Raw genomic sequence first — 21,955 nt, 5'->3', positions numbered from 1 at the left:
CAACAACTCAAATATGCAAGGAGAGTGAATCAGCTGTTTAGATAGCTAATTCACTCTACATCATTAGTTAAACACTAAACGATGCACCGCAACCACATGTGGTTGTTGCGTTTGGATTGTTTACAAAAAAGCGAGAACCTTCTAGCCCTTCCGTATAATCAACCACTCCGCCAATCAGATATTGCAGACTCATAGGGTCAACCACTAGGGTTACTCCGCTATTTTCGATTGTGGTGTCTCCATCATTTACATTCTCGTCAAATGTGAATCCGTATTGGAAGCCACTACAACCACCACCTGTAATATACACACGTAGTTTCAGTGCCGGGTTTTCTTCTTCAGCAATCAACGCTCTAACACGTGTTGCTGCTGCATCCGAAAAGGATAACGGTACATTTACATCACTCACAATGACCTCTCTCAGTCGCGTAAATGTACACCAGATATTATTCACTAGATCAATCTGATGGACATGACTCTTTTTTGATAATGCGGCGATTATCTAATACCTGACCTATACGTTCAAGTATTCACCGATACTTAGTTCAGAGTCTTCAGAAATGATGAGCTCCATTTTTGCTGATTAAACTAGATAACTCAGTGAGAAGGGTCAGAAATTTAGTTAAAACGTTTCACCTCTGCACTCACAAGCGTACAATGCACAGCAACTTGGTCCGAGACACAATAAAGAGGAAGATTCCATGACCAAATCAGCTGATCTCTATAACAAAGCTCAATCAAAAATTCCTGGCGGCGTTAACTCTCCTGTTCGTGCGTTTAACGGTGTTGGTGGCTCTCCAATTTTTATTGAGCGAGCAGACGGCGCATTCATCTTTGATGCTGATGGTAAAGCATACATTGATTATGTAGGTTCTTGGGGACCTATGATTCTTGGTCATAACCACGCCGTTATCCGCGAAGCAGTGATCAACGCGGCAAACCGTGGTTTGAGTTTCGGCGCTCCGACTGAAATCGAAATCACGATGGCTGAGCTAGTGTCTGAGTTAGTTCCTTCAATGGAACAGCTACGTATGGTGAGCTCTGGTACAGAAGCGACCATGAGTGCAATTCGCCTAGCGCGTGGTTTCACTGGTCGTGACAAGATCATCAAGTTTGAAGGTTGTTACCACGGTCATGCTGACAGCTTATTAGTAAAAGCAGGTTCAGGTGCCTTGACGCTGGGTCAACCAAGCTCCCCTGGCGTACCTGCTGATTTTGCAAAACACACATTAACGGCACGCTTTAATGATCTTGAATCAGTACGTGAACTGTTTGCTGCAAATAAAGGTGAAATTGCATGTATCATCGTTGAACCTGTTGCAGGCAACATGAACTGTATTCCACCAGTGGAAGGCTTTCACGAAGGTCTACGTGAGATCTGTGACCAAGAAGGTGCATTGTTGATTTTTGATGAAGTAATGACAGGCTTCCGCGTTGCACTAGGCGGTGCTCAAGCTCATTACAATATCAAGCCAGACTTAACAACATTAGGTAAAGTGATTGGCGGCGGTATGCCTGTCGGCGCATTTGGTGGCCGCAAAGATGTCATGCAATTTATCGCACCAACAGGCCCTGTATACCAAGCTGGTACATTGTCAGGAAACCCAGTAGCGATGGCTGCGGGCCTTGCGTGTCTGAGTCTTCTGAAAGAAGAAGGTAACGAGAAACGTCTTGCATTTAAAACTAAGCAATTAGCTGACGGTTTTAAATACCTTGCAGATAAACATGGTGTCCCAATGGTCGTGAACCAAGTGGGCGGTATGTTTGGCTTCTTCTTCACTGAGCAGGAAAGCATTACCTGCTACGAAGACGTGACCAAATGTGATATCGAACGCTTTAAGCGCTTCTTCCACTTAATGTTGGACAAAGGCGTTTACCTTGCTCCGTCTGCATTTGAAGCAAGCTTTACTTCTCTGGCTCACGGTTCAAGAGAAATCGAAGCGACACTTGAAGCTGCGGATCACTGTTTAGCTGTTATTGCAGCTGAAGCGAAGTAACCCATAACCAGTTTGAACAATAAGGCTGCTTCGGCAGCCTTAATTTATTTCCAGTTGGCAATAACAAGTACAACTAGAACGGCGACAACAACGCCAATCATTGAAATTCTGCGACGTCTTACATTCTTAGTTTCGCAACACTTCTCATCATTGCAACATCCCATAATACCCTCTTCATTGCTAACCGACTGAATTACAGCCATTATAAACATACTTATTTGATTCCAAGGACAGCCAAAAGTGCCAGAAAAAATCAAAATTTCATCCAGTCATTGGGTTCTTGTTATTGCCCTACTCGTCGCTGGTTTCGCCTGCTACTTACTCGTAGAACCCTATATCAATTCGATTGTTATGGCATTCATTATTTCCATGCTTATGATTCCTCTGCATGAAAAATTAGACAACATGATGCCCACACATAGAAACATCTCATCATTGCTCTCCTGCATTATTCTGACATTTATTATTGTCATTCCGCTGCTTTTCGTATTTGCGGCGATCGTTCAGCAAGGATCTAAGTTTTCTCAGAACGTTTATCAGTGGGTAACCCATGGCGGCATTCAGACTCTGTTTAACCATCCTTGGGTGGTAAAAGGATTAGCTTTAGCTAATCAGTATTTACCTTTTGATGGTATTAACCCACAACAAATTGCACAGAAAATTGCACAATTCGCGACCAGCTTTGGCACTAATCTGGTTGGCATCAGCGCCAAGATATTAGGTGATGCGACAAGTTTTATTATGAGCTTCTTCTTGATGCTATTTGTTCTGTTCTTCTTGCTAAGAGACAGAGAAAAAATCATCTCAACTATTCGTCATATATTGCCGTTGTCTCGTAGCCAAGAAGACCGCTTATTGGATGAGATTGAAAGCGTGTCCAAATCAGCAGTAATGGGATCTTTCCTTACGGCGATCGCTCAGGGCGTTGCTGGTGGTATTGGTATGTGGTTAGCAGGCTTTCCGGGATTGTTCTGGGGAACCATGATGGGGTTTGCGTCGTTTATTCCTGTTGTCGGTACCGCGCTCATCTGGATCCCAACCGCGACGTATCTATTCCTTACGGGTGAGATTACTTGGGCTATCTTCCTTACGGTATGGAGCGTTGCCATTGTCGGCTCTATCGACAACTTACTCAGACCTTTCCTGATGCAAGGCAGTGCGGGAATGAACACTCTGATGATCTTCTTCTCTCTACTGGGTGGTATTCAGCTGTTTGGTTTGATTGGTCTTATTTATGGTCCACTGATCTTCGCGATCGCCATCGTACTGTTTAATATTTACGAAGAAGAGTTCCACAACTTCCTCGATAACCAAGACAACAGCTAAAAAGCTTCATGCTTGGAGCCGACTATGCGAGAATCGGCTCCAAAATTGAACCTAGCTTAATTGAACCTAAAACCCTAGATTTTAAATAAACCACAGGCTCTAAATGTCTAATTACATTACCCCAAGCCAAATTGCTCAACGCCAGCTTGCGTACTTTGAGAATAAAAAAGTACTTGTAGCAGGTGAAGCTGAAGATCTGTTTCCTGTCGAACTTGCCAAGCACTGTGTTTCAGTTTCTGTGTTTACCACCAACTATGGCTACTATCGTCAGCTTAAATCGAAATCAGCGATTAGCGTCCATTTTGGTGCTGAGCTAGAAGGCGATATCGATGCAGATATGGTGCTTATCTACTGGCCAAAAGCAAAGATGGAAGCGGAATATCTGCTTGCTATGTTGATGGCAAAACTTGGAGTAAATACAGAGATCGTCGTGGTCGGCGAAAACCGCTCTGGTGTAAAAAGCATCGAGAAGATGTTTGCAGATTATGGCAGTGTGACAAAGTTCGATTCTGCCCGCCGTTGCTCTTTCTATTGGGGGCAATGTTTAGAACAGCCAAAAGCTTTCCAGATCGAAGACTGGTTCAAGTCTTATACCGTTCAATATCAAGAACATGAACTTACCATTCGTAGCTTGCCTGGCGTATTCAGCCATGGTGAGTTTGATCTGGGCAGTCGATTACTGCTCGATACCTTGCCGAATCTCAGTGGTAAAGTACTTGATTTTGGTTGCGGAGCCGGTGTTCTTGGCTGCGTGATGGCAACTTTGAACAAGGATATTCAACTGGAAATGTGTGATATTAGTGCGTTGGCTGTGCGCTCAAGTGAAGAAACACTGAAAGCCAACCATTTATCCGGTCGTGTATTCGCATCAGATATCTACTCAGATACCGCGTCAGACTATAACTTCATCGTCACTAACCCTCCTTTTCATGCTGGATTAGACACTAGCTATAACGCAACAGAAACCTTATTAGAGAAAGCACCGAGCAATTTAACCAATAAAGGTGAACTGTTCGTTGTAGCTAATAGTTTCTTGAAATACCAACCGATTATTGAACAATCATTAGGTAATTGCGAGACGTTAAATAAGACCAACAAATTCGCTATTTATCACGCAAAAAAATCCTAACACTTGGTTACAAATTAACTAAAAGTGAGCCTATGTCCACGCTTTAAGTGGGACTTACTTGTCAAAGAAAAAAACTTGTTAACTTCTGCGTAACCCGTTTTTACTCAATCACACAACTTGCAGGTTTTCCTGCAAGTTTCATTGAAAGAATTCTCTTTGATATGTTCAGGTTTTATCGCAGGCAAAAGTTTAAACGCTTACAAAACACCCTGATGCTGGCCTTTCTGGTTCTCAGCATTACTCCACTGACTGTCACAGCCATTTTCTTCTTGAAGTCTCATATTGACGATCTTCAAGAACAAAGTACCTCTCACCTACTGTCAGTTCGAGATACCAAACAACAACAAGTTATCGACTACCTCAACGCCAAAGAGTCTGAGGTGATGGGTTTTGTCCGCTCAGAGCTTGCTTACGCCAGTGGCGGACGATTTTATGGCCTAGTCAACGCTTTTACACGTTTGGGTGAAAATATTGAGCAAGCCAGAGAGAATGCTCAACAGCGCTATATACTAGGTTCCGGAGATCAAGTTAAAACGTCGGTGTTACCGCAATCCAGCAGTTATGTTGGCAGTGAGCGCTACCGCCTTTTGCATAAACGCTATCATTGGGCATACATGGAATTGCTCAAACGCTCTGATTTCGATGATATTTTACTGGTCGATTTACAAGGTAACGTCACTTATTCGATCAATAAAAATGAAGAGTTCGGTACCAACCTGTTTAGCGGAAAATTCAAAGATGCGAACTTAGGTCAAACCTTTCAGCGCTTGGAAAAATCCGTTTCCGAACACCGAGAAACCAACGAGGATTTTACCCCTGTCATTCAATCCGATTTTATTGAAGAAAACGCACAACAGTACGCTTGGTTTGGCGCACCAATTATCCAGCAAGGCTATCTACATAGCTACGCGATGTTCCGCCTGCCAAACAAAGGGATAACCAAGCTCATAGCGGATAGCAAAAACTCACCAATGCAGACACTTCTTGTTGGCCAGGATCACCGCTCGCGTACACTTTCTTACCTACAAGAAGATATAGATAAAAGCCGTGAAGTCATTAGCTTAGCCTTATCTGGCAAGCACGATGTAGGCACTTACACCGATGCCGTTGGTGAGAAGAACATCGCTGCTTATGCTCCAATTAACCTCAATAGCACACATTGGGCTATTGTCGTAGAGCTGCCAGAAAAAGAGGCGTTTGCACGAGTAAACCAGTTAGAAAAACTGTTCATTTTTGCCATGCTTACCGCCATCGTGCTAGTGGTTATCGCGTCACACATGCTTTCAAACTTCATTACTTCACCACTGTTAAGGCTAACGTGGGCAGCTGAACGTGCATCGGCAGGCGATCTCGATGAAAGTATGATTAATACCGAGCGTAAAGATGAAATTGGCCGTCTTGCTGTCAGTTTTGAACGCATGCAGCGGTCTATACGCGAAAAAATTCAACTCATCAAATCGCAAAATAGTGAATTAGAAAAAAACATCCAAATCATTCGCAAGCAAAACGATGAACTGCAGCTTGCAAACAAACTAAAAGATGAGTTTCTAGCCACCACCTCTCACGAGCTGAGAACTCCATTACACGGAATGATTGGTATTGCCGAAGCCTTAATATCTGGTGCTAACGGTCCAATTACTTCTGATCACAAATATCAACTTGATATCATCGCCACCAGCGGACAACGTCTTGCTCGCTTGGTTGATAACTTACTCGATTACCACAAAATGCGTTATGGCAATCTCGATATACAGAGTGATGCGGTAGATCTGTCCAGTTCAACACGTTTAGTGTTAGAACTTTCTAACCACTTGCTCGGTAAGAAGCCAATTCGGATCATCAATCAAATATCAGATAATCAATTCTGGGTCTTCGCCGATCCGCAGCGTTTAGAGCAAGTGCTGTATAACCTGATTGGTAACGCGATCAAATATACGTCGGAAGGCAAAATTGTTATCTCAGCCTCTCAAATTGATGATCAGATTCGTGTCCAAGTTGTTGATACTGGTCAGGGCATTCCAGCAGAACAATTGGAACATATCTTTGAGCCGCTAATTCAAGGAACCGTCGAAACTAACCGCTATCGCCAAGGTTCAGGATTAGGCTTATCAATTAGCCGACAACTGATTGAACTGATGAACGGCACTCTTTATGTCAGCAGCCAGCCGCTGGTTGGTACAACATTCAGCTTCACGCTGCCTATCGCTTCAGCAGAAGATATTGAACGAGCGAGACTGACTGAACAGCCTCACTATCAAGTACTTGAAGTTGGAGAGGTTGAGCTGCCCGATACCAGCAATTTGCCGGAGAACAGTGACGGACCGTTACTTCTGGTTGCCGATGACGAACCTGTAAACCTGAGAATTCTCGACAGCTTCTTACGCTTGGAAGGTTATCGCGTACGTACCGTTGCTGATGGTAACGAAGTGCTCAGGGCCGTTGAGAACGAAAAGCCAGAACTACTGCTACTCGATATTATGATGCCGGGCATGAGCGGTTACCAAGTGTGTGAAAAGCTGCGAGAAAAATACAGCCTCACCGATTTACCTATCATCATGCTTACTGCGCTGAATCAAACAGAAGATCGCTTAAGAGGCTTTGCCGCTGGCGCGAATGACTATCTGTCAAAACCGTTCAATAAAAAAGAGTTAGCAGCGAGGATTCATGCTCATATGGCTGCAAGTCAGGCAGAACAAAGACGACTAGAAAATCTTGAGTTACAAAACGAACTCAAGCAAAGAAATGTCGTCGAAGCCGATTTACTCGAAACGCAAGAACGATTGCTGGAACAGTTAGAATCGGCACCGGAGGCCATTGTGTGCCTCAAAGAAAACAACAAGGTTCTGTTCGCAAACCAAGCAGCATCCAGGCTGTTTAAGCGCACACAAGAGCAGCTAAAACGCTCAAGCGCTGAAGAGCTTTTTTCCCACAAGCATCTCAACATTACCCAGCAACACTATTGTGGTGAAGTCGATATTTTTGTCGGAGATTCACGCCTTCATTTACCTGCGGATATTCTAAAGCTTCCTAAAGGCTCTGGAATGCAGGCTATATACATTTTAAATGTTGGTGGGGCTCAGAGCGCACAAAGAATACAAAACCTAGAAACGGCCGTTGATGCTCTATCGAGTTATGCGTTTAGTGGCGATAAAGAAAGACTGCAGCAACTTAAAGAGTTGGGCGGAGAGTTCACCAGAATTGCAGATAAAGCAGAAGGCGATAATCAATCCAAGCAAGAGCTTATGCGTGCAGTACTTGTTGATGCGATGACAAGCGCCCTCAACTACTGGGAGAAAGCTCCCGGCCAAACCAAGTTCACTTTTGCAGAACAAAGCGGACTGTGGCGTGTTTACTTGGACAGAAGCACTTTGCAAACACGTACACTCGACAAGTATCTGCGTATCGAAACGCTGCCGAAAACCCCACGCTGGCGTACCGTACTAAACTCGCTCGATTACATCCTTGAGCATCACAATGAGCCGGGATCAGAACGTATTCACCTTGAAGCCCTGCGTAACAAGTTGCAGAAACTTATCGCTGCTATGTAACACCATGAACTGCGCGAATCATTAACTCTAAGAGCCCACTTACGTGGGCTTTTTTATGCGTGTTAGTTAAATCACTTCCCACCCCGTCTCACCCTCTTCGGTAAGGCTTTTTAGCTAAGAGGAGTCTTATCGACAAAAGCAGCCATTAGCGTTCTTTAGAGGCTCTCCTGACGTCATATCAGTAACTGAGAGCTCAAACTTAACCAAGCTGTAGACACGTTTCACTTAAGTTAATTTACGAAGAAAATTAATGCATTTATTTTTAGTTATTGTCGTTAGAATCACCCCATTTTCAGCCCGAAAAAGTAGCTAGAGATAGCATAAAAAGAACAAATTGTTTGTCCGTGGGATTTGAATCACAACAATTCGCCAGAATTAATTCATGAAAACAAATTAACGGAGAAAAGTGGTAGTGACAATAATCTCACTTTATTGAAAAGCAAAATAACACCAATAAAGTAAAGGCATTACAAGTAAGTAGACACTTACACCAAACAAAAAGACATGTAATTTATAAGCTTTTATGACCGAGATAAAACGGTTAAAAGACCATCAATCATAACTGATTTTGACGTTAATGACGGAGAATGGATGAGTTTTGACGTTTTTAACGAGAAATGGAATTGCTAAATGTTCATACAAAGTGTTTTCTTACCTCAGCCAACGGTTTACAGGCCACTCATATTCCACCTGCTCCTCCGCAGGTGGAACTCAATATGAGGTAAATCTTTGGAAATAGTTCATCCGTTGATGAAATTCATATCCATTCGTGAAATGAAGCAAACAGTAAGGAACAGCTATGCTTGCCAATATTAAAAAGACAGCACTTGCAACAGCCGTTATCGCTGGAGCAATTAGCGTCTCAGCTCCTGCACTAGCACGCAGTGAGCTAACCATAGTACCTGATTTCTACCCAACTATGGTTCGTAACTTCAACCCGTACCTAGCAACCAACCTACGTACAACCACAGATTTCATCTATGAACCTTTAGTGGTTTTTAACGAGATGAAAGGCAACACTCCGGTGATGCGTCTTGCAGAAAGCTACAAAATGGCTGACGACCTTATGAGCGTAACGTTTAACGTTCGTAAAGGCGTAAAATGGTCTGATGGCGAAGCGTTTACTGCAGATGACATCCTTTATTCTTACAACCTACTGAAAAACAAACCAGAGCTTGACCAACGTGGTATCAACAAATGGGTTAAGAGTGTAGAGAAAGTAAATGACTACACCGTGCGCTTCCAACTTACTGAAGCGAACTCCAACGTACCATACGAAATTTCGCTTGTTCCGATCGTAGCTGAGCACATCTGGAAAGATGTCAAAGAACCTACCACTTTCACCAATGAAAACCCTATTGGTACTGGTCCGTTTACTGAAATCGACACCTTTACTCCGCAGCTTTACATTCAGTGTCGTAACCCTAATTACTGGGATGCTGCAAACCTAGAAGTTGATTGTTTACGTGTTCCACAAATCGCAAACAACGACCAACTATTGGGTAAAGTTGTGAACTCTGAACTGGATTGGACTTCATCATTCATTCCTGACATTGACCGCACTTACGCAGCAGCAAGTCCTAACCACCACTACTGGTACCCAGCATCTGGTACTCAAGCGTTCGTGGTTAACTTCAAAAACCCAGATCCAGCTAAACAAGAAGCATTGACCAACGTAGATTTCCGTCGCGCTTTCTCTATGGCGATTGATCGTCAAACCATTATCGACATCGCATTCTACGGTGGCGGTACAGTGAACGACTTCGCATCTGGCTTAGGTTATGCATTTGAAGCTTGGTCTGATGAAACGGTTCACAACAAGTACAAAAGTTTCAACACATACGATGTTGAAGGAGCAAAAGCGCTTCTTGCCAAAGCAGGCTTTAAAGATGTGAACGGTGATGGTTTTGTCGACACACCTTCAGGTAAATCTTTCGAGTTACTTGTTCAATCACCAAACGGTTGGACAGACTTTAACAACACAGTTCAACTTGCTGTTGAACAGCTAAATGAAGTGGGTATTCAAGCGAAAGCTCGTACTCCTGAATTTGCTGTATACAACGAAGCAATGCTGAAAGGTACTTACGATGTAGCGTACACCAACTACTTCCACGGTGCAGATCCTTATACCTACTGGAATGATGGTTACAACTCTGCACGTCAAGTTGGTGAAGGTATGCCTCGCTTTGCGATGCACTTCTACAAAAACGACAAGCTAGACGGACTACTTGATAGCTTCTACAAAACAGCAGATAAGAACAAGCAAGTAGAAATTGCGCACGGTATTCAGAAGATCATCGCTGAAAACCAAGTGACTATCCCTGTATTGTCGGGCGCGTGGATGTACCAGTACAACACTACTCGATTCACTGGTTGGTGGAACGAAGACAACGCGAAAGGTCGTCCAAGTGTATGGGCTGGTATCCCAGAACGTCTACTTCACGTACTGGACCTAAAACCAGTTAAGTAAACGTTAGTTCTTTGCGGCGTACTCTGTACGCCGCCTATTTAAATCCCCCTCTATTTGAAAAACAGATGGCGTCATGCGTCAGGGGATTTCTCGCTCTAAATTTCGCTAGCACGTAAACAAATATCGGGTGAGTAAGGTGTAAGTTATGGGTTATTTTTTAAGACGTTTGTCATTTTATTTCGCCGCGCTACTTGTAGCGGCAACGATCAATTTCATTATTCCACGAGCAATGCCTGGTGACCCAGTTACCATGATGTTTGCTAACGCGACAGTGCAAGTCACGCCTGAACGTATCGCCGCAATGAAGGAGTTACTTGGATTCGTTGGTGGACCTTGGTACGTAGAATACGCCGTTTACATGAAAAGTATCTTTAGCTGGGAGCTGGGTACTTCAATTAAGTTCTATCCTCTGAGCGTTAACGAGCTTTTAGGAGGTGCATTTGGCTGGTCACTTTTCCTTGCCGGTACTGCCGTCATTATCTCTTTCTCAATCGGCTCAGTTCTCGGCATCTTTGCCGCATGGAAACGCGGTAGTCGTTACGACACATTCATCACACCGGGAATGCTCGTCATTCAAGCGGTTCCACAAGTGGTTATCGCCATGCTGGCCATGTTCATTTTTGCTATCGGCTTAAAGTGGTTCCCAACCGGCTATGCCTACACTGCAGGTACCATTCCTGACTGGACAAGCTGGGAGTTCATTAAAGATGTCGGTTACCACGCAATACTTCCACTTATCTGTGCCTCTATCGTTCAAATCGGTGGCTTCTTGGTCAACATGCGTAACAACATGATTAACCTACTTGCTGAAGACTACATCACGATGGCGAAAGGCAAAGGGTTGAGTGAAAACCGCGTTGTATTCAACTACGCCGCTCGCAACGCATTATTGCCAAGTGTCACTGCGCTTTCGATGTCATTAGGTATGGCTATCGGTGGTCAGCTCATTATCGAAATCATTTTCAACTACCCAGGTCTTGGTACGGTGCTGTTTAACGCAATCACAGCTCGTGACTACCAAGTTCTACAAGGCCAACTTCTTATCATGACTCTGTTTATGCTGTTCTTTAACCTGCTCGCAGACATGCTGTATGTCGTACTCGACCCTCGTCTACGTAAGGGAGGTAAATAATCATGAAAGCACTTTGGAAACTGTTATCAGGCAACCGAGTCGCCATGATAGGTGTCGCGATTCTCTCAGTATTCTTATTTATCGCACTTGCTGCACCGCTGATTACCAAACACGCACCAGATAAACGTACAGGCAATCCGCATGAGTACCCTTCGTTTGTTGTGAAAGCCGCTAAAAGTGACCCGAATGGCTGGGTTGCTGAGAATTTGGCGACAGACAGAAGAACTCTGACGATGTCGAAAAAAGCGGATCATACCCTTGGCACAACTCGCATGGGTCGTGACGTATGGTCACAGGTTGCTTACGGCGCACGCGTATCCTTAGCGGTAGGCTTTGGAGCGGGTATCACCGTTTGTTTCCTAGCAACCATCATTGGTGTTTCAGCGGGCTACTTCGGTGGAAAAATCGATGACTTCTTAACCGCCGCAATGAACATCATGTTGGTTATCCCTCAGTACCCGTTGCTGTTCGTGGTTGCCGCTTTCATTGGTGAAGCTGGCCCACTGACCATCTCCCTTATTATCGGGTGTACCTCCTGGGCATGGGGCGCCCGTGTTGTTCGAGCTCAGACACTTGCACTGCGTGAAAAAGAGTTTGTAAAAGCGGCTGAAGTATTAGGTGAGAGTTCATGGCGCATCATCTTCGTTGAAATCCTGCCAAACCTTATCTCAATTGTCGGCGCAAGCTTTATCGGCTCAGTAATGTACGCCGTGATGATGGAAGCCACTATCTCCTTCCTAGGTCTGGGCGATCCGAACACCATCAGTTGGGGCATCATGCTTTACAACGTGCAAACCTCTTCATCTATGTTGGTTGGCGCTTGGTGGGAACTGTTAGCTCCATGTTTATCACTGACGTTACTCGTCACTGGTCTGGCACTGCTTAACTTCGCGGTAGACGAAATCGCTAACCCACAATTGCGTTCTCATAAAGGGATGAAGCGTTGGAAGAAACTCGCTCAACAAGACAAATCACAGCGTGAGCCTAACCTACCACCTCAAAATGCACTATGGAGCGGAGACAAATAACATGACAGCACCACTTATCTCAATCCGCAACTTATGCGTGGACTACATTACTGATGCAGGCGATGTTCGCGCCTGTAACAACGTCAGCTTTGATATCGCACCAGGCGAAGTGTTTGGCTTAGCGGGTGAATCTGGTTGTGGTAAATCAACTGTTGCCTTCTCGTTGATGCGCCTACATAAGCCGCCTGCGTTTATTACTGGTGGCGAAGTGATCTTCAATGGCGAAAACATTCTTCAATACAGCGACGAAAAAATGCAGTCATTTCGCTGGAGCCAGATGTCGATGGTGTTCCAAAGTGCGATGAATGCTCTTAACCCTGTTCTCACCATGGAAGAGCAGTTCTGTGACGTGATTATGCGCCATACCAATTTGACTCGTGCGCAGGCTAAACGCCGCGCTGAAGGTCTGTTGGAAATTGTGGATATTCACCCGAGCCGATTGAACGACTACCCACACCAATTTTCAGGTGGTATGCGTCAGCGTCTGGTGATCGCGATTGCGTTAGCGCTTAATCCAAAAATGATCATCATGGATGAGCCAACCACTGCACTTGATGTGGTGGTTCAGCGTGAGATTCTGCAAAAGATCTACGCATTAAAAGAAGAGTTCGGCTTCTCTATTTTGTTTATCACTCATGACTTATCACTGATGGTCGAGTTCTCAGATCGTATTGGCATCATGTATTCCGGTGAACTGATTGAAGTTGCGCCTTCAAAAGAAATTCTACAAAGCCCATTCCACCCTTACACCAAAGGTCTGGGAAGCTCATTTCCACCACTAACGGGGCCAAAAACCAAACTTACGGGAATTCCGGGTAACCCTCTGAACTTACTTGAAATTCCGCAAGGTTGTCGTTTTCAGGCTCGTTGTGACCGTGTCCATGAAACCTGTACCAAAGTACCGACTCTGCTACGTCAAATAGAGCCGGGACGTTTTTCCAATTGCCACCTCTATGGTGAGCCGATTGCTCAGGTAAAGCTATAGCTTGAGACGTGTACAGCAACGCTATTCGAAAAGTTAGGGGTGGAAAGAAATATGAATATTCAAAACGAAAATCTATTAATTGAAGGGAAGAATCTGGTTAAAGACTTCCCGATCAACAGCAACACATTAAAGCAACCAATGATGCGAGCTATCAACGACGTGTCATTCAAGATGTACAAAAGTCGTGGACTTTCCGTGGTTGGCGAATCCGGTTCTGGTAAATCCACTACCGCTAAAATGATCGCCAAAATGTACGCTCCGACTTCAGGCAACATTGAGTACAAAGGTCGTGACATTCAAGAGATCAAATCTCGTTCTGATCTGATGCATTACCGCGAAGGCATACAAATGGTTTGGCAAGATCCGTTTGGCTCGCTAAACCCGACTCATACCATTTTCCACCATATTGCCCGCCCGCTTTTGATTCATAAAAAAGTGAAATCAGGCAACAAGAAAGAGCTTCAGGAACGTGTGTATGACCTGTTGGAGCAGGTGGGCTTAATTCCACCAAAAGAGACGGCAGCGAAATACCCGCACCAGCTTTCAGGTGGTCAGCGTCAACGTGTCAACTTAGCACGTAACATTGCTGTAGGTGCTGAAGTTGTGCTGGCTGACGAACCGACTTCAATGCTTGACGTATCAATCCGTGCCGGTGTTTTGAACCTGATGGAAGAGATGAAGTTTGAGAAGAAAATGTCACTTCTTTACATCACTCACGACATCGCCACTGCTCGTTACATCGCAGAAGATTTGGCCGTGATGTATGTCGGTCACATGGTGGAATGGGGAGATACCGAGCAGATCATTCACGATCCGCAGCACCCTTACACCCAGTTACTGGTTTCAGCGGTTCCGGATCCAAAAAAATCGATCCACGAAAAACTGAAAGGCAACAAAGGTGAGATCCCGTTGTGGACACCAGCTTCGGTTGGCTGCCCGTTTGCTGGACGCTGTACTCATGCCACCAGCAAGTGCCGCGAGCAATTACCAGCAATAACCCAACTGGCGGATAACCACTTTGTCCGTTGCTATTTATACGAAAACTAAGCGTTTAATAACAATTAATAGGCTCGCCTTCGTCTTGGGCGAATCTGATGTATTAAGAAGGCTCAGCGCTGCTAAGCAGTGCTGGTCAAAAGGCAACTGGAGACCTAAATGCAGTTACTAATCAACCACATTGGCTATGAAACATTGGGACCAAAGCAGGCAGTGCTTTTGAGTGGAACCTCAGAACTACCCTCTACTTTTGCTCAACTTGTTTGCAGTTATAGCCATAAGACTGTCGCTCAACTCCACATTGAGCAACAAGGTAAAGTGGCGAATTGGCATCACGGATATTTTCACCGTATCGACTTCTCTCAGTTTACTGGAGAAGGCAGTTTTTACTTACGTGTTGAAAACTCTCAATCTGAAAGTACGCAATCTGAAGTTTTTTCTATTGCTCAAGGTCTACTGATGCAGCGCACTTTTTCAGACGTGCTGCATTATTTCAAGTCACAACGCTGTGGCGGAATTTTTGACAAGCAAGATAAGTCTGTACCTCTGTTAGGCACATCATCCACTGCCGATGTGCATGGTGGCTGGTACGACGCTTCAGGTGACGTTAGCAAATATTTAAGTCACCTTTCTTACGCTAACTATTTGAATCCACAACAAACCCCCATTGTGGTATGGAACCTATTCAAAGGGTTAGCGATTTTAGACCATCGCTCGGAGTTTGCTGCATTTTCTCGCACTCGCCTTAAGGAAGAGGCGTTGTTTGGTGCTGATTTCTTAGTTCGTATGCAGCACTCCGAGGGATTTTTTATATGACGATTTTCGACCAGTGGAGTAAGGATATTAAGCGCAGAGAAATCTGTGCTTATGAAACTCAGCAGGGTCACAAATCCAACGATTATCAAGCCGGCTTTCGTCAAGGTGGCGGTGTGGCAATAGCCGCACTTGCAGCCGCTGCAAGATGCGATATTGATGGCGAATTCAGCCGTGAACAATATCTGGCTGCTGCTGAGAAAGGTTATTGGCATTTAAAAGAGTGCAATACCCGCTATCTCAATGACGGTGAAGAGAACATCATTGATGAATACTGCGCCCTACTCGCAGCATGCGAATTGTATCGCTCAAGCAGTTCAAAACAAGAGTATTTGCAAGAAGCTCAAGCATGGGCTGAACGCTTATGTGCAAGACAGCACAACGATGACAATCATCTTGGTTTCTGGTCTGCCAACAACGATGGCAGCCGTCCTTACTATCACGCATCAGAAGCAGGGCTTCCTGTCATTGCTTTGTGCGAGTATCTGGATATTGAAACGAACAAAGAACGTTTGGAAAAAGCTCGCACTGTCGTGGCTCAAGCATGTCAGTTTGAACTCACGATTACTCAGTCCGTTTGCAACCCGTTCGGCTACCCACGTCAATACGTTAAAGACGTCGATGGAGAAAAGCGCAGCGCATTCTTTATTTCACAAAACAACGAATCAGGCTATTGGTGGCAAGGCGAGAATGCCCGTCTGGCTTCGCTGGCAGCAATGGCTTATCAAGTACAACCGTACTTACAAGACCAACAACTAAAAAACCAGTTGCTCAGCTTTGCACAAAATTCGCTTAACTGGGTTACAGGCTTAAACCCTTACGACATGTGCATGCTCGACGGGCATGGACGCAACAATCCTGACTACTTACCACACCTAGGCTTTTTCAATGCCAAGGGCGGTGTCTGCAATGGCATCACCGCAGGTTTTGATGATCCGCAGGGCATTGCGTTCAATCCTGAAAAACAGAAAGACGACATGATGCAAAACTGGCGCTGGGGGGAACAATGGATCCCACATGGTGCTTGGTACTTAATGGCAATTATGAGCCAGTTTGTGCACTTCAAAGCAGCCTGTTCTGCACAGCAACAGGAGCAAAGCCATGAGTAATTATTTCGTTGGCATTGATGGTGGCGGTACCTCTTGTCGGGCTCGCATTCGCGACATTGACGGCAACCTCATCGGTGAAGGCAAAAGCGGCAGCGCCAACATCCTGCTGGGCGTAGATATTGCGTTGCGTTCAATCACTGAAGCCGTTCGTATTGCCGCAAAACAAGGTGGCTTGGATGAAACCTATTTACACAGAATGCATGTCGGCCTTGCTTTAGCGGGAGCGGAACAAAAGTCCGCATGGTTTGCCTTTATGCAGCAGCCTCACCCATTCGCTTCTGTAACCTTGAACACCGATGCCTACGGGGCATGTCTCGGTGCTCATAACGGCCATGACGGTGCGATTATGATTGCTGGTACTGGCTCTTGCGGAATTTTACTCAAAGACGGTCAACAACATGTGGTTGGAGGCAGAGAATTTCCAATTTCAGACCAAGGCAGCGGTGCCATGATGGGACTGAGACTGATTCAAAAAGTCATTCTGACTCAAGATGGCATTCGTCCTCATTCTCCTCTAAGTCAGCATGTCATGGAGCATTTTGATAACGATGTAGACCAGATTGTCGAATGGTCTAAATCGGCTTTACCTCGTGATTACGGACAGTTTTCTCCAGCCATTTTTTCTCATGCTCAACAACACGATCCTCTGGCGATTGAACTTCTTCAACAAACCGCTGCAGATATCGAAATGTTCCTCAATGCTTTACACCGCAAAGGGGCAGAGAAAATTTGTCTGATGGGCAGTATTGCAGAACGCATTTTGGATTGGCTATCTCCGCCCGTTCAACAATGGATTGTTACTCCTCAGTTCGACGCTATTGAGGGCGCACTGATGTTTGCTGGCAAACCAGCACACAATTTGTATTAGAAGAAGTTGTATTAAGAGAATTTCTATTAAGGGTTAATGATGAACTATCGAATTGACTTTGCTGTACTTTCTGAACAGAAGAATGATTGCCGATTTGGCCTGACACTACACAACTTAAGTGAGCAAGATCTAAGTGATTGGTCATTGCATTTCATCATGGATCGCTTTATCCAGCCTGACAGTGTCTCCAACGGCGAACTCCATCAGGTAGGAAGCTTCTGCAGCCTATTACCGCATCAAGCGGTATTGCCAGCTAATGGTCACTATTACTGTGAATTTCGCATAAAAACAGCACCGTTCCGCTTTTACAGTGACGGAATTAAAGAGGCGTTTGTACAGCTCAATCATACTGAAGCAACGGTTCGCTACGATGTCGCTGTCACTCCGATTGTTCTGGCTTCTCCATATCAAGAACGTAATGAGATCCCTGCGACAGAAGCGGCAGAGTTATGTTTGATCCCTAAACCGAACAAGGTTGAAAAGCAGACCGGACATTATGTTTTAGCATCCACCAGCCAGATTACACTGCACTCTACTAATGCGGAACAAGCTGCCTCGTGGCTGCAACAAGAACTCAAATATCTTTATGAGTTTGAACCTCAACCAATTGGCAATGCGGACATTGTCTATCAAAGTAATCCAATATTAGATGAAGAACACTATCACCTGACCGTTAACACCAAAGGCATACTCTTAGAAGCCAGCGGTCACGTGGGTTTTGTGCACGCTTCGGCGACACTGTTGCAACTCATTAAACGCACACAAGACGGCTTGGTTGTTCCGTGCGTCAAAATCAGCGATGCACCACGATTCAAATATCGCGGAATGATGCTCGACTGCGCTCGTCATTTTCATCCGGTTGAACGCGTAAAGCGTCTGATCAATCAGTTAGCTCACTACAAGTTCAGCACTTTTCACTGGCATCTCACCGATGATGAAGGCTGGCGCATTGAGATCAAATCACTGCCTCAACTGACTAATATTGGCGCTTGGCGCGGTGTAGACAAAGAGATTGGTCCTCAGTTCAGTACTGTCACCGATCAACACGGTGGCTATTACACCCAAGAAGAGATCAAGCAAGTGATCGCTTATGCCGGAGATCGAGGAATCACAGTTATTCCTGAGATCGATATTCCGGGTCACTGTCGCGCTGCGATCCGTTCGCTGTCCGAATGGCTGGAGGATACTGAAGATCGCTCTGAATATCGCAGTATCCAGAACTATAGCGACAACGTTTTATCACCAGCCCTTCCTGAAACGTATCGTTTTTTGGATCTGGTTTTGGAAGAAGTCGCCGCTCTGTTCCCAAGTCATTTTATCCATATCGGTGCTGATGAAGTTCCTGATGGCGTATGGATTAACAGCCCAAAATGTCAGGCGTTGATGGCAGAACATGGCTATGAGGATGCCAAAGAGCTGCAAAGTCACTTACTGCGCTACGTTGAGAAAAAATTACGTTCTTTAGGCAAACGTATGGTGGGCTGGGAAGAGGCGCAACATGGCAACAAAGTCAGTAAAGACACGGTTATCTATTCTTGGCTTTCGGAACAAGCGGCACTGGACTGCGCCAAGCAAGGTTTTGATGTCATCTTGCAACCGGGTCAGTACACCTATCTCGATATTGTTCAGGACTATGCACCAGAAGAACCCGGTGTTGCCTGGGCTGGCGTCACACCATTGGAACGCGCATACAGCTACGAACCTTTGGCAGAAGTTCCCGCCGACCACCCGATTCGCAAACGCATCTTAGGCATGCAAAGCGCACTGTGGTGCGAAATTATCAATGACCAATCTCGTATGGACTACATGCTCTACCCTCGCCTCACCGCATTAGCGGAAGCAGGATGGACACAGAATTCATTACGTGACTGGCCTGATTATCTGGCTCGCCTCAAAGGGCACTTACCATTGCTGGATAAACAGGAGATCCACTATCGATCTCCTTGGAAGTAACGTTATTCATTTTTGCCATTCCCATGCCAAAGCATGAGATGGAAGTAAGTACATATTCAAGTTCGCTAGCATCGACATTGACTGCGTTATTCGCAGTTTTAGAAAAAGGAAATCACCATGAAATACGGCTATTTCGATAACGATAATCGTGAATACGTCATCACACGTCCAGACGTACCTGCGCCATGGACCAACTATTTGGGAACGGAGAAATTCTGCAGCGTTATCTCTCACAACGCAGGTGGCTACTCGTTTTATCACTCACCTGAGTACAACCGAGTCACCAAATTCCGTCCTAACTTTACCCAAGATCGTCCGGGTCACTATGTTTATCTGCGCGACGACGAAACTGGTGATTTCTGGTCTGTTTCTTGGCAGCCAGTAGCAAAAAGTTTAGAGCAAGCCAACTACGAAGTTCGCCACGGGTTGTCATACTCAAAATTTAAATGTGATTACAACGGTATTGTCGCAAGCAAAACGCTGTTTGTACCTAAAGGTGAAGATGCGGAAGTTTGGGATGTTGTGATTGAAAACACCTCTGACCGTGCTAGAACTATCAGTGCATTTAACTATGTTGAGTTCTCTTTCAGTCATATTGCTTCGGACAATCAGAACCATCAGATGTCCCTTTATTCTGCGGGTACAGACTACAAAGATGGCGTCATTGAGTACGATCTTTACTACAACACTGACGATTTCCTTGGTTACTACTACCTAACTGCAACGTTCGATGCTGACAGCTATGACGGACAACGAGATACCTTCTTAGGTATGTACCGTGACGAAGCTAACCCAATCGCTGTTGAAAAGGGACAGTGTTCTAACCGCACACAAACCTGTTACAACCACTGTGGCGCTTTGCATAAGCAATTCACACTACAACCGGGCGAGAAAGTACGCTTTGCAGTCATACTCGGTGTCGGCAAAGGTAATGGCGAGAAACTTAGAGCTAAATACCAAGACCTGAACGAAGTGGATAAAGCCTTTGCAGGTATCAAACAACACTGGGATGAACGTTGCAGTAAGTTCCAAGTGAAGTCTCCGAATGCAGGCTTAGATACTATGTTGAACGCTTGGACGCTCTATCAAGCAGAAACCTGTGTGGTGTGGTCACGCTTCGCCTCTTTCATTGAAGTAGGTGGACGTACTGGTCTTGGCTATCGTGATACTGCGCAAGATGCGATTTCGGTACCGCATACGAACCCAGCGATGACGCGTAAACGTTTAGTGGATCTTCTGCGTGGGCAAGTGAAAGCGGGCTACGGTTTACACCTGTTCGATCCAGACTGGTTTGATCCAGAAAAAGCCGATGTAAAACCTTCAAAATCACCGACTGTCGTTCCAACACCTTCTGACGAAGATAAGATCCACGGCATTAAAGATACCTGTTCTGACGATCATCTATGGATAGTGCCAACCATTCTTAACTACGTAAAAGAGACGGGCGATTTCGGCTTTATTGATGAAGTGATCCCTTATGCTGATGGTGGTAACGCAACAGTTTACCAACACATGATGGCAGCTCTGGATTTCTCAGCCGAATACGTCGGACAAACGGGTATTTGTAAAGGCCTGCGCGCTGACTGGAACGACTGTCTGAACTTAGGCGGCGGTGAATCCGCAATGGTTTCTTTCCTTCATTTCTGGGCTTTGGAAGCATTCCTTGAATTAGCTAACTACCGCAACGATAGTGAGGCGTTAAGCAAATACCAAGCAATGGCTGACGGTGTACGTGATGCCTGTGAAACCCATTTATGGGATGGACAAGGCGAGTGGTATATCCGTGGTCTCACCAAAGATGGCGACAAGATCGGCACCTTTGAACAGGTGGAAGGCAAAGTGCATCTTGAGTCCAACTCTCTGGCCGTTTTATCAGGCGCGGTTTCTCAAGAGCGCGGTGAAAAAGCCATGGATGCGGTCTACAAATACCTGTTCTCGCCATACGGCTTACACCTGAATGCGCCATCATTCGCAACACCGAATGATGATATCGGTTTTGTTACTCGTGTTTATCAGGGCGTAAAAGAAAATGGCGCGATTTTCTCTCATCCAAACCCTTGGGCTTGGGTAGCAGAGGCGAAATTAGGCCGTGGCGACAGAGCAATGGAGTTCTATGACGCTCTTAACCCATATAACCAGAACGATATGATTGAGACTCGCGTTGCGGAACCTTACTCCTATGTACAGTTCATCATGGGACGCGATCATCAGGATCATGGTCGAGCAAATCACCCATGGTTAACCGGAACATCAGGCTGGGCTTACTATGCAGCGACTAACTACATCCTAGGTGTGCGTACTGGCTTTGATACCATAATCGTTGATCCTTGTATTCCAACCTCTTGGCCGGAATTTGAAGTGACTCGTCAATGGCGCGGCGCAACTTACCAGATCAAAGTGCTAAACCCGAATGGTGTAAGCAAAGGCGTTAAGTCAATAACGGTGAATGGTGAGCAGGCTGATGCAATCAACGCTCAACCACAAGGCAGCGTTAACCAAATAACAGTGGTAATGGGCTAGTACGCGCTTTGCGTTCAGCGTAAGTGGATATTGATAAACAAACTCTATGTGCCATGGATGGCACATAGAAGCTCCATGGAA

14 protein-coding genes and 1 pseudogene are annotated in these 21,955 nt (G+C 45.3%); 13 read left to right on the top strand and 2 right to left on the bottom strand.

The genetic code is table 11. The features are described from left to right. Window positions 1-67: 67 nt before the first annotated feature. Window positions 68-409, bottom strand: a complete 342-nt coding sequence (erpA, locus tag P4S58_RS01935) for an iron-sulfur cluster insertion protein ErpA (RefSeq protein WP_042484430.1) — start codon at window positions 407-409, stop codon at window positions 68-70. Window positions 410-701: 292 nt separating this feature from the next. Between erpA and hemL the strand changes: the two genes are divergently transcribed. Beyond that, a complete protein-coding gene (gene hemL / locus P4S58_RS01930) occupies window positions 702-1,997 on the top strand; it encodes a glutamate-1-semialdehyde 2,1-aminomutase (protein ID WP_102968089.1) in 1,296 nt (431 codons plus the stop codon). Between the two features lie 44 nt (window positions 1,998-2,041). On the opposite strand, the gene P4S58_RS01925 is transcribed toward hemL, so the two are convergent. Then, complete coding sequence (locus tag P4S58_RS01925) at window positions 2,042-2,200, bottom strand: hypothetical protein (protein WP_180980412.1); 159 nt, start codon at window positions 2,198-2,200, stop codon at window positions 2,042-2,044. A 37-nt stretch (window positions 2,201-2,237) separates the two neighbouring features. Here P4S58_RS01925 and P4S58_RS01920 point away from each other — a divergent pair, with 37 nt between their 5' ends. The 12 genes and pseudogenes from P4S58_RS01920 to P4S58_RS01865 all read left to right on the top strand — a co-directional run bounded on the left by P4S58_RS01920 (window position 2,238) and on the right by P4S58_RS01865 (window position 21,874). After that, window positions 2,238-3,323 (top strand): AI-2E family transporter, encoded by a 1,086-nt coding sequence (locus P4S58_RS01920; RefSeq protein WP_102968088.1) that lies wholly within the window; start codon window positions 2,238-2,240, stop codon window positions 3,321-3,323. Between the two features lie 103 nt (window positions 3,324-3,426). Beyond that, window positions 3,427-4,452 carry a 16S rRNA (guanine(1207)-N(2))-methyltransferase RsmC gene (rsmC, locus tag P4S58_RS01915; RefSeq protein ID WP_112403399.1) on the top strand — a complete coding sequence of 342 codons (1,026 nt, stop codon included), beginning with the start codon at window positions 3,427-3,429 and terminating at the stop codon, window positions 4,450-4,452. 161 nt (window positions 4,453-4,613) lie between these two features. After that, a complete protein-coding gene (locus P4S58_RS01910; protein ID WP_337162814.1) occupies window positions 4,614-8,000 on the top strand; it encodes a response regulator in 3,387 nt (1,128 codons plus the stop codon). Between the two features lie 799 nt (window positions 8,001-8,799). Further along, window positions 8,800-10,470: an ABC transporter substrate-binding protein gene (locus P4S58_RS01905; protein WP_102968085.1), complete on the top strand. Its 1,671-nt coding sequence runs from the start codon at window positions 8,800-8,802 to the stop codon at window positions 10,468-10,470. 145 nt (window positions 10,471-10,615) lie between these two features. Next, entirely contained in the window at window positions 10,616-11,602 is a 987-nt protein-coding gene (locus tag P4S58_RS01900; RefSeq protein ID WP_102968084.1) for an ABC transporter permease, read from the top strand. Window positions 11,603-11,604: 2 nt separating this feature from the next. Next, window positions 11,605-12,630: an ABC transporter permease gene (locus tag P4S58_RS01895; RefSeq protein ID WP_102968083.1), complete on the top strand. Its 1,026-nt coding sequence runs from the start codon at window positions 11,605-11,607 to the stop codon at window positions 12,628-12,630. Window position 12,631: 1 nt separating this feature from the next. Continuing rightward, entirely contained in the window at window positions 12,632-13,615 is a 984-nt protein-coding gene (locus P4S58_RS01890; protein WP_102968082.1) for an ABC transporter ATP-binding protein, read from the top strand. Between the two features lie 51 nt (window positions 13,616-13,666). Further along, window positions 13,667-14,662, top strand: a complete 996-nt coding sequence (locus tag P4S58_RS01885) for an ABC transporter ATP-binding protein (protein WP_042484453.1) — start codon at window positions 13,667-13,669, stop codon at window positions 14,660-14,662. 108 nt (window positions 14,663-14,770) lie between these two features. Then, window positions 14,771-16,533: pseudogene (locus tag P4S58_RS01880) on the top strand (glycoside hydrolase family 9 protein). Then, a complete protein-coding gene (locus P4S58_RS01875; RefSeq protein WP_102968080.1) occupies window positions 16,526-17,401 on the top strand; it encodes an N-acetylglucosamine kinase in 876 nt (291 codons plus the stop codon). Before P4S58_RS01880 ends, P4S58_RS01875 begins: the two are co-directional and overlap by 8 nt. A 39-nt stretch (window positions 17,402-17,440) precedes the next feature. After that, a complete protein-coding gene (locus P4S58_RS01870; protein WP_102968079.1) occupies window positions 17,441-19,354 on the top strand; it encodes a beta-N-acetylhexosaminidase in 1,914 nt (637 codons plus the stop codon). A 117-nt stretch (window positions 19,355-19,471) separates the two neighbouring features. After that, window positions 19,472-21,874 (top strand): GH36-type glycosyl hydrolase domain-containing protein, encoded by a 2,403-nt coding sequence (locus P4S58_RS01865; RefSeq protein ID WP_337162810.1) that lies wholly within the window; start codon window positions 19,472-19,474, stop codon window positions 21,872-21,874. Window positions 21,875-21,955: the final 81 nt, after the last annotated feature.

This window comes from Vibrio sp. Hal054, assembly GCF_037162405.1.
GTDB classification, from domain to species: domain Bacteria; phylum Pseudomonadota; class Gammaproteobacteria; order Enterobacterales; family Vibrionaceae; genus Vibrio; species Vibrio diazotrophicus.
The sequence above is the reverse complement of the archived record's forward strand: the minus strand, read 5'-3'. Positions and strand labels throughout refer to the sequence as shown.

Coding starts and splice junctions, on each gene's coding strand:
- P4S58_RS01870 (WP_102968079.1), top strand. CDS start 17,441: ATGAACTATCGAATTGACTTTGCTGTACTTTCTGAACAGAAGAATGAT.
- rsmC (WP_112403399.1), top strand. CDS start 3,427: ATGTCTAATTACATTACCCCAAGCCAAATTGCTCAACGCCAGCTTGCG.
- P4S58_RS01895 (WP_102968083.1), top strand. CDS start 11,605: ATGAAAGCACTTTGGAAACTGTTATCAGGCAACCGAGTCGCCATGATA.
- P4S58_RS01865 (WP_337162810.1), top strand. CDS start 19,472: ATGAAATACGGCTATTTCGATAACGATAATCGTGAATACGTCATCACA.
- P4S58_RS01910 (WP_337162814.1), top strand. CDS start 4,614: ATGTTCAGGTTTTATCGCAGGCAAAAGTTTAAACGCTTACAAAACACC.
- P4S58_RS01925 (WP_180980412.1), bottom strand. CDS start 2,200: ATGGCTGTAATTCAGTCGGTTAGCAATGAAGAGGGTATTATGGGATGT.
- P4S58_RS01885 (WP_042484453.1), top strand. CDS start 13,667: ATGAATATTCAAAACGAAAATCTATTAATTGAAGGGAAGAATCTGGTT.
- P4S58_RS01905 (WP_102968085.1), top strand. CDS start 8,800: ATGCTTGCCAATATTAAAAAGACAGCACTTGCAACAGCCGTTATCGCT.
- P4S58_RS01890 (WP_102968082.1), top strand. CDS start 12,632: ATGACAGCACCACTTATCTCAATCCGCAACTTATGCGTGGACTACATT.
- P4S58_RS01900 (WP_102968084.1), top strand. CDS start 10,616: ATGGGTTATTTTTTAAGACGTTTGTCATTTTATTTCGCCGCGCTACTT.
- hemL (WP_102968089.1), top strand. CDS start 702: ATGACCAAATCAGCTGATCTCTATAACAAAGCTCAATCAAAAATTCCT.
- P4S58_RS01875 (WP_102968080.1), top strand. CDS start 16,526: ATGAGTAATTATTTCGTTGGCATTGATGGTGGCGGTACCTCTTGTCGG.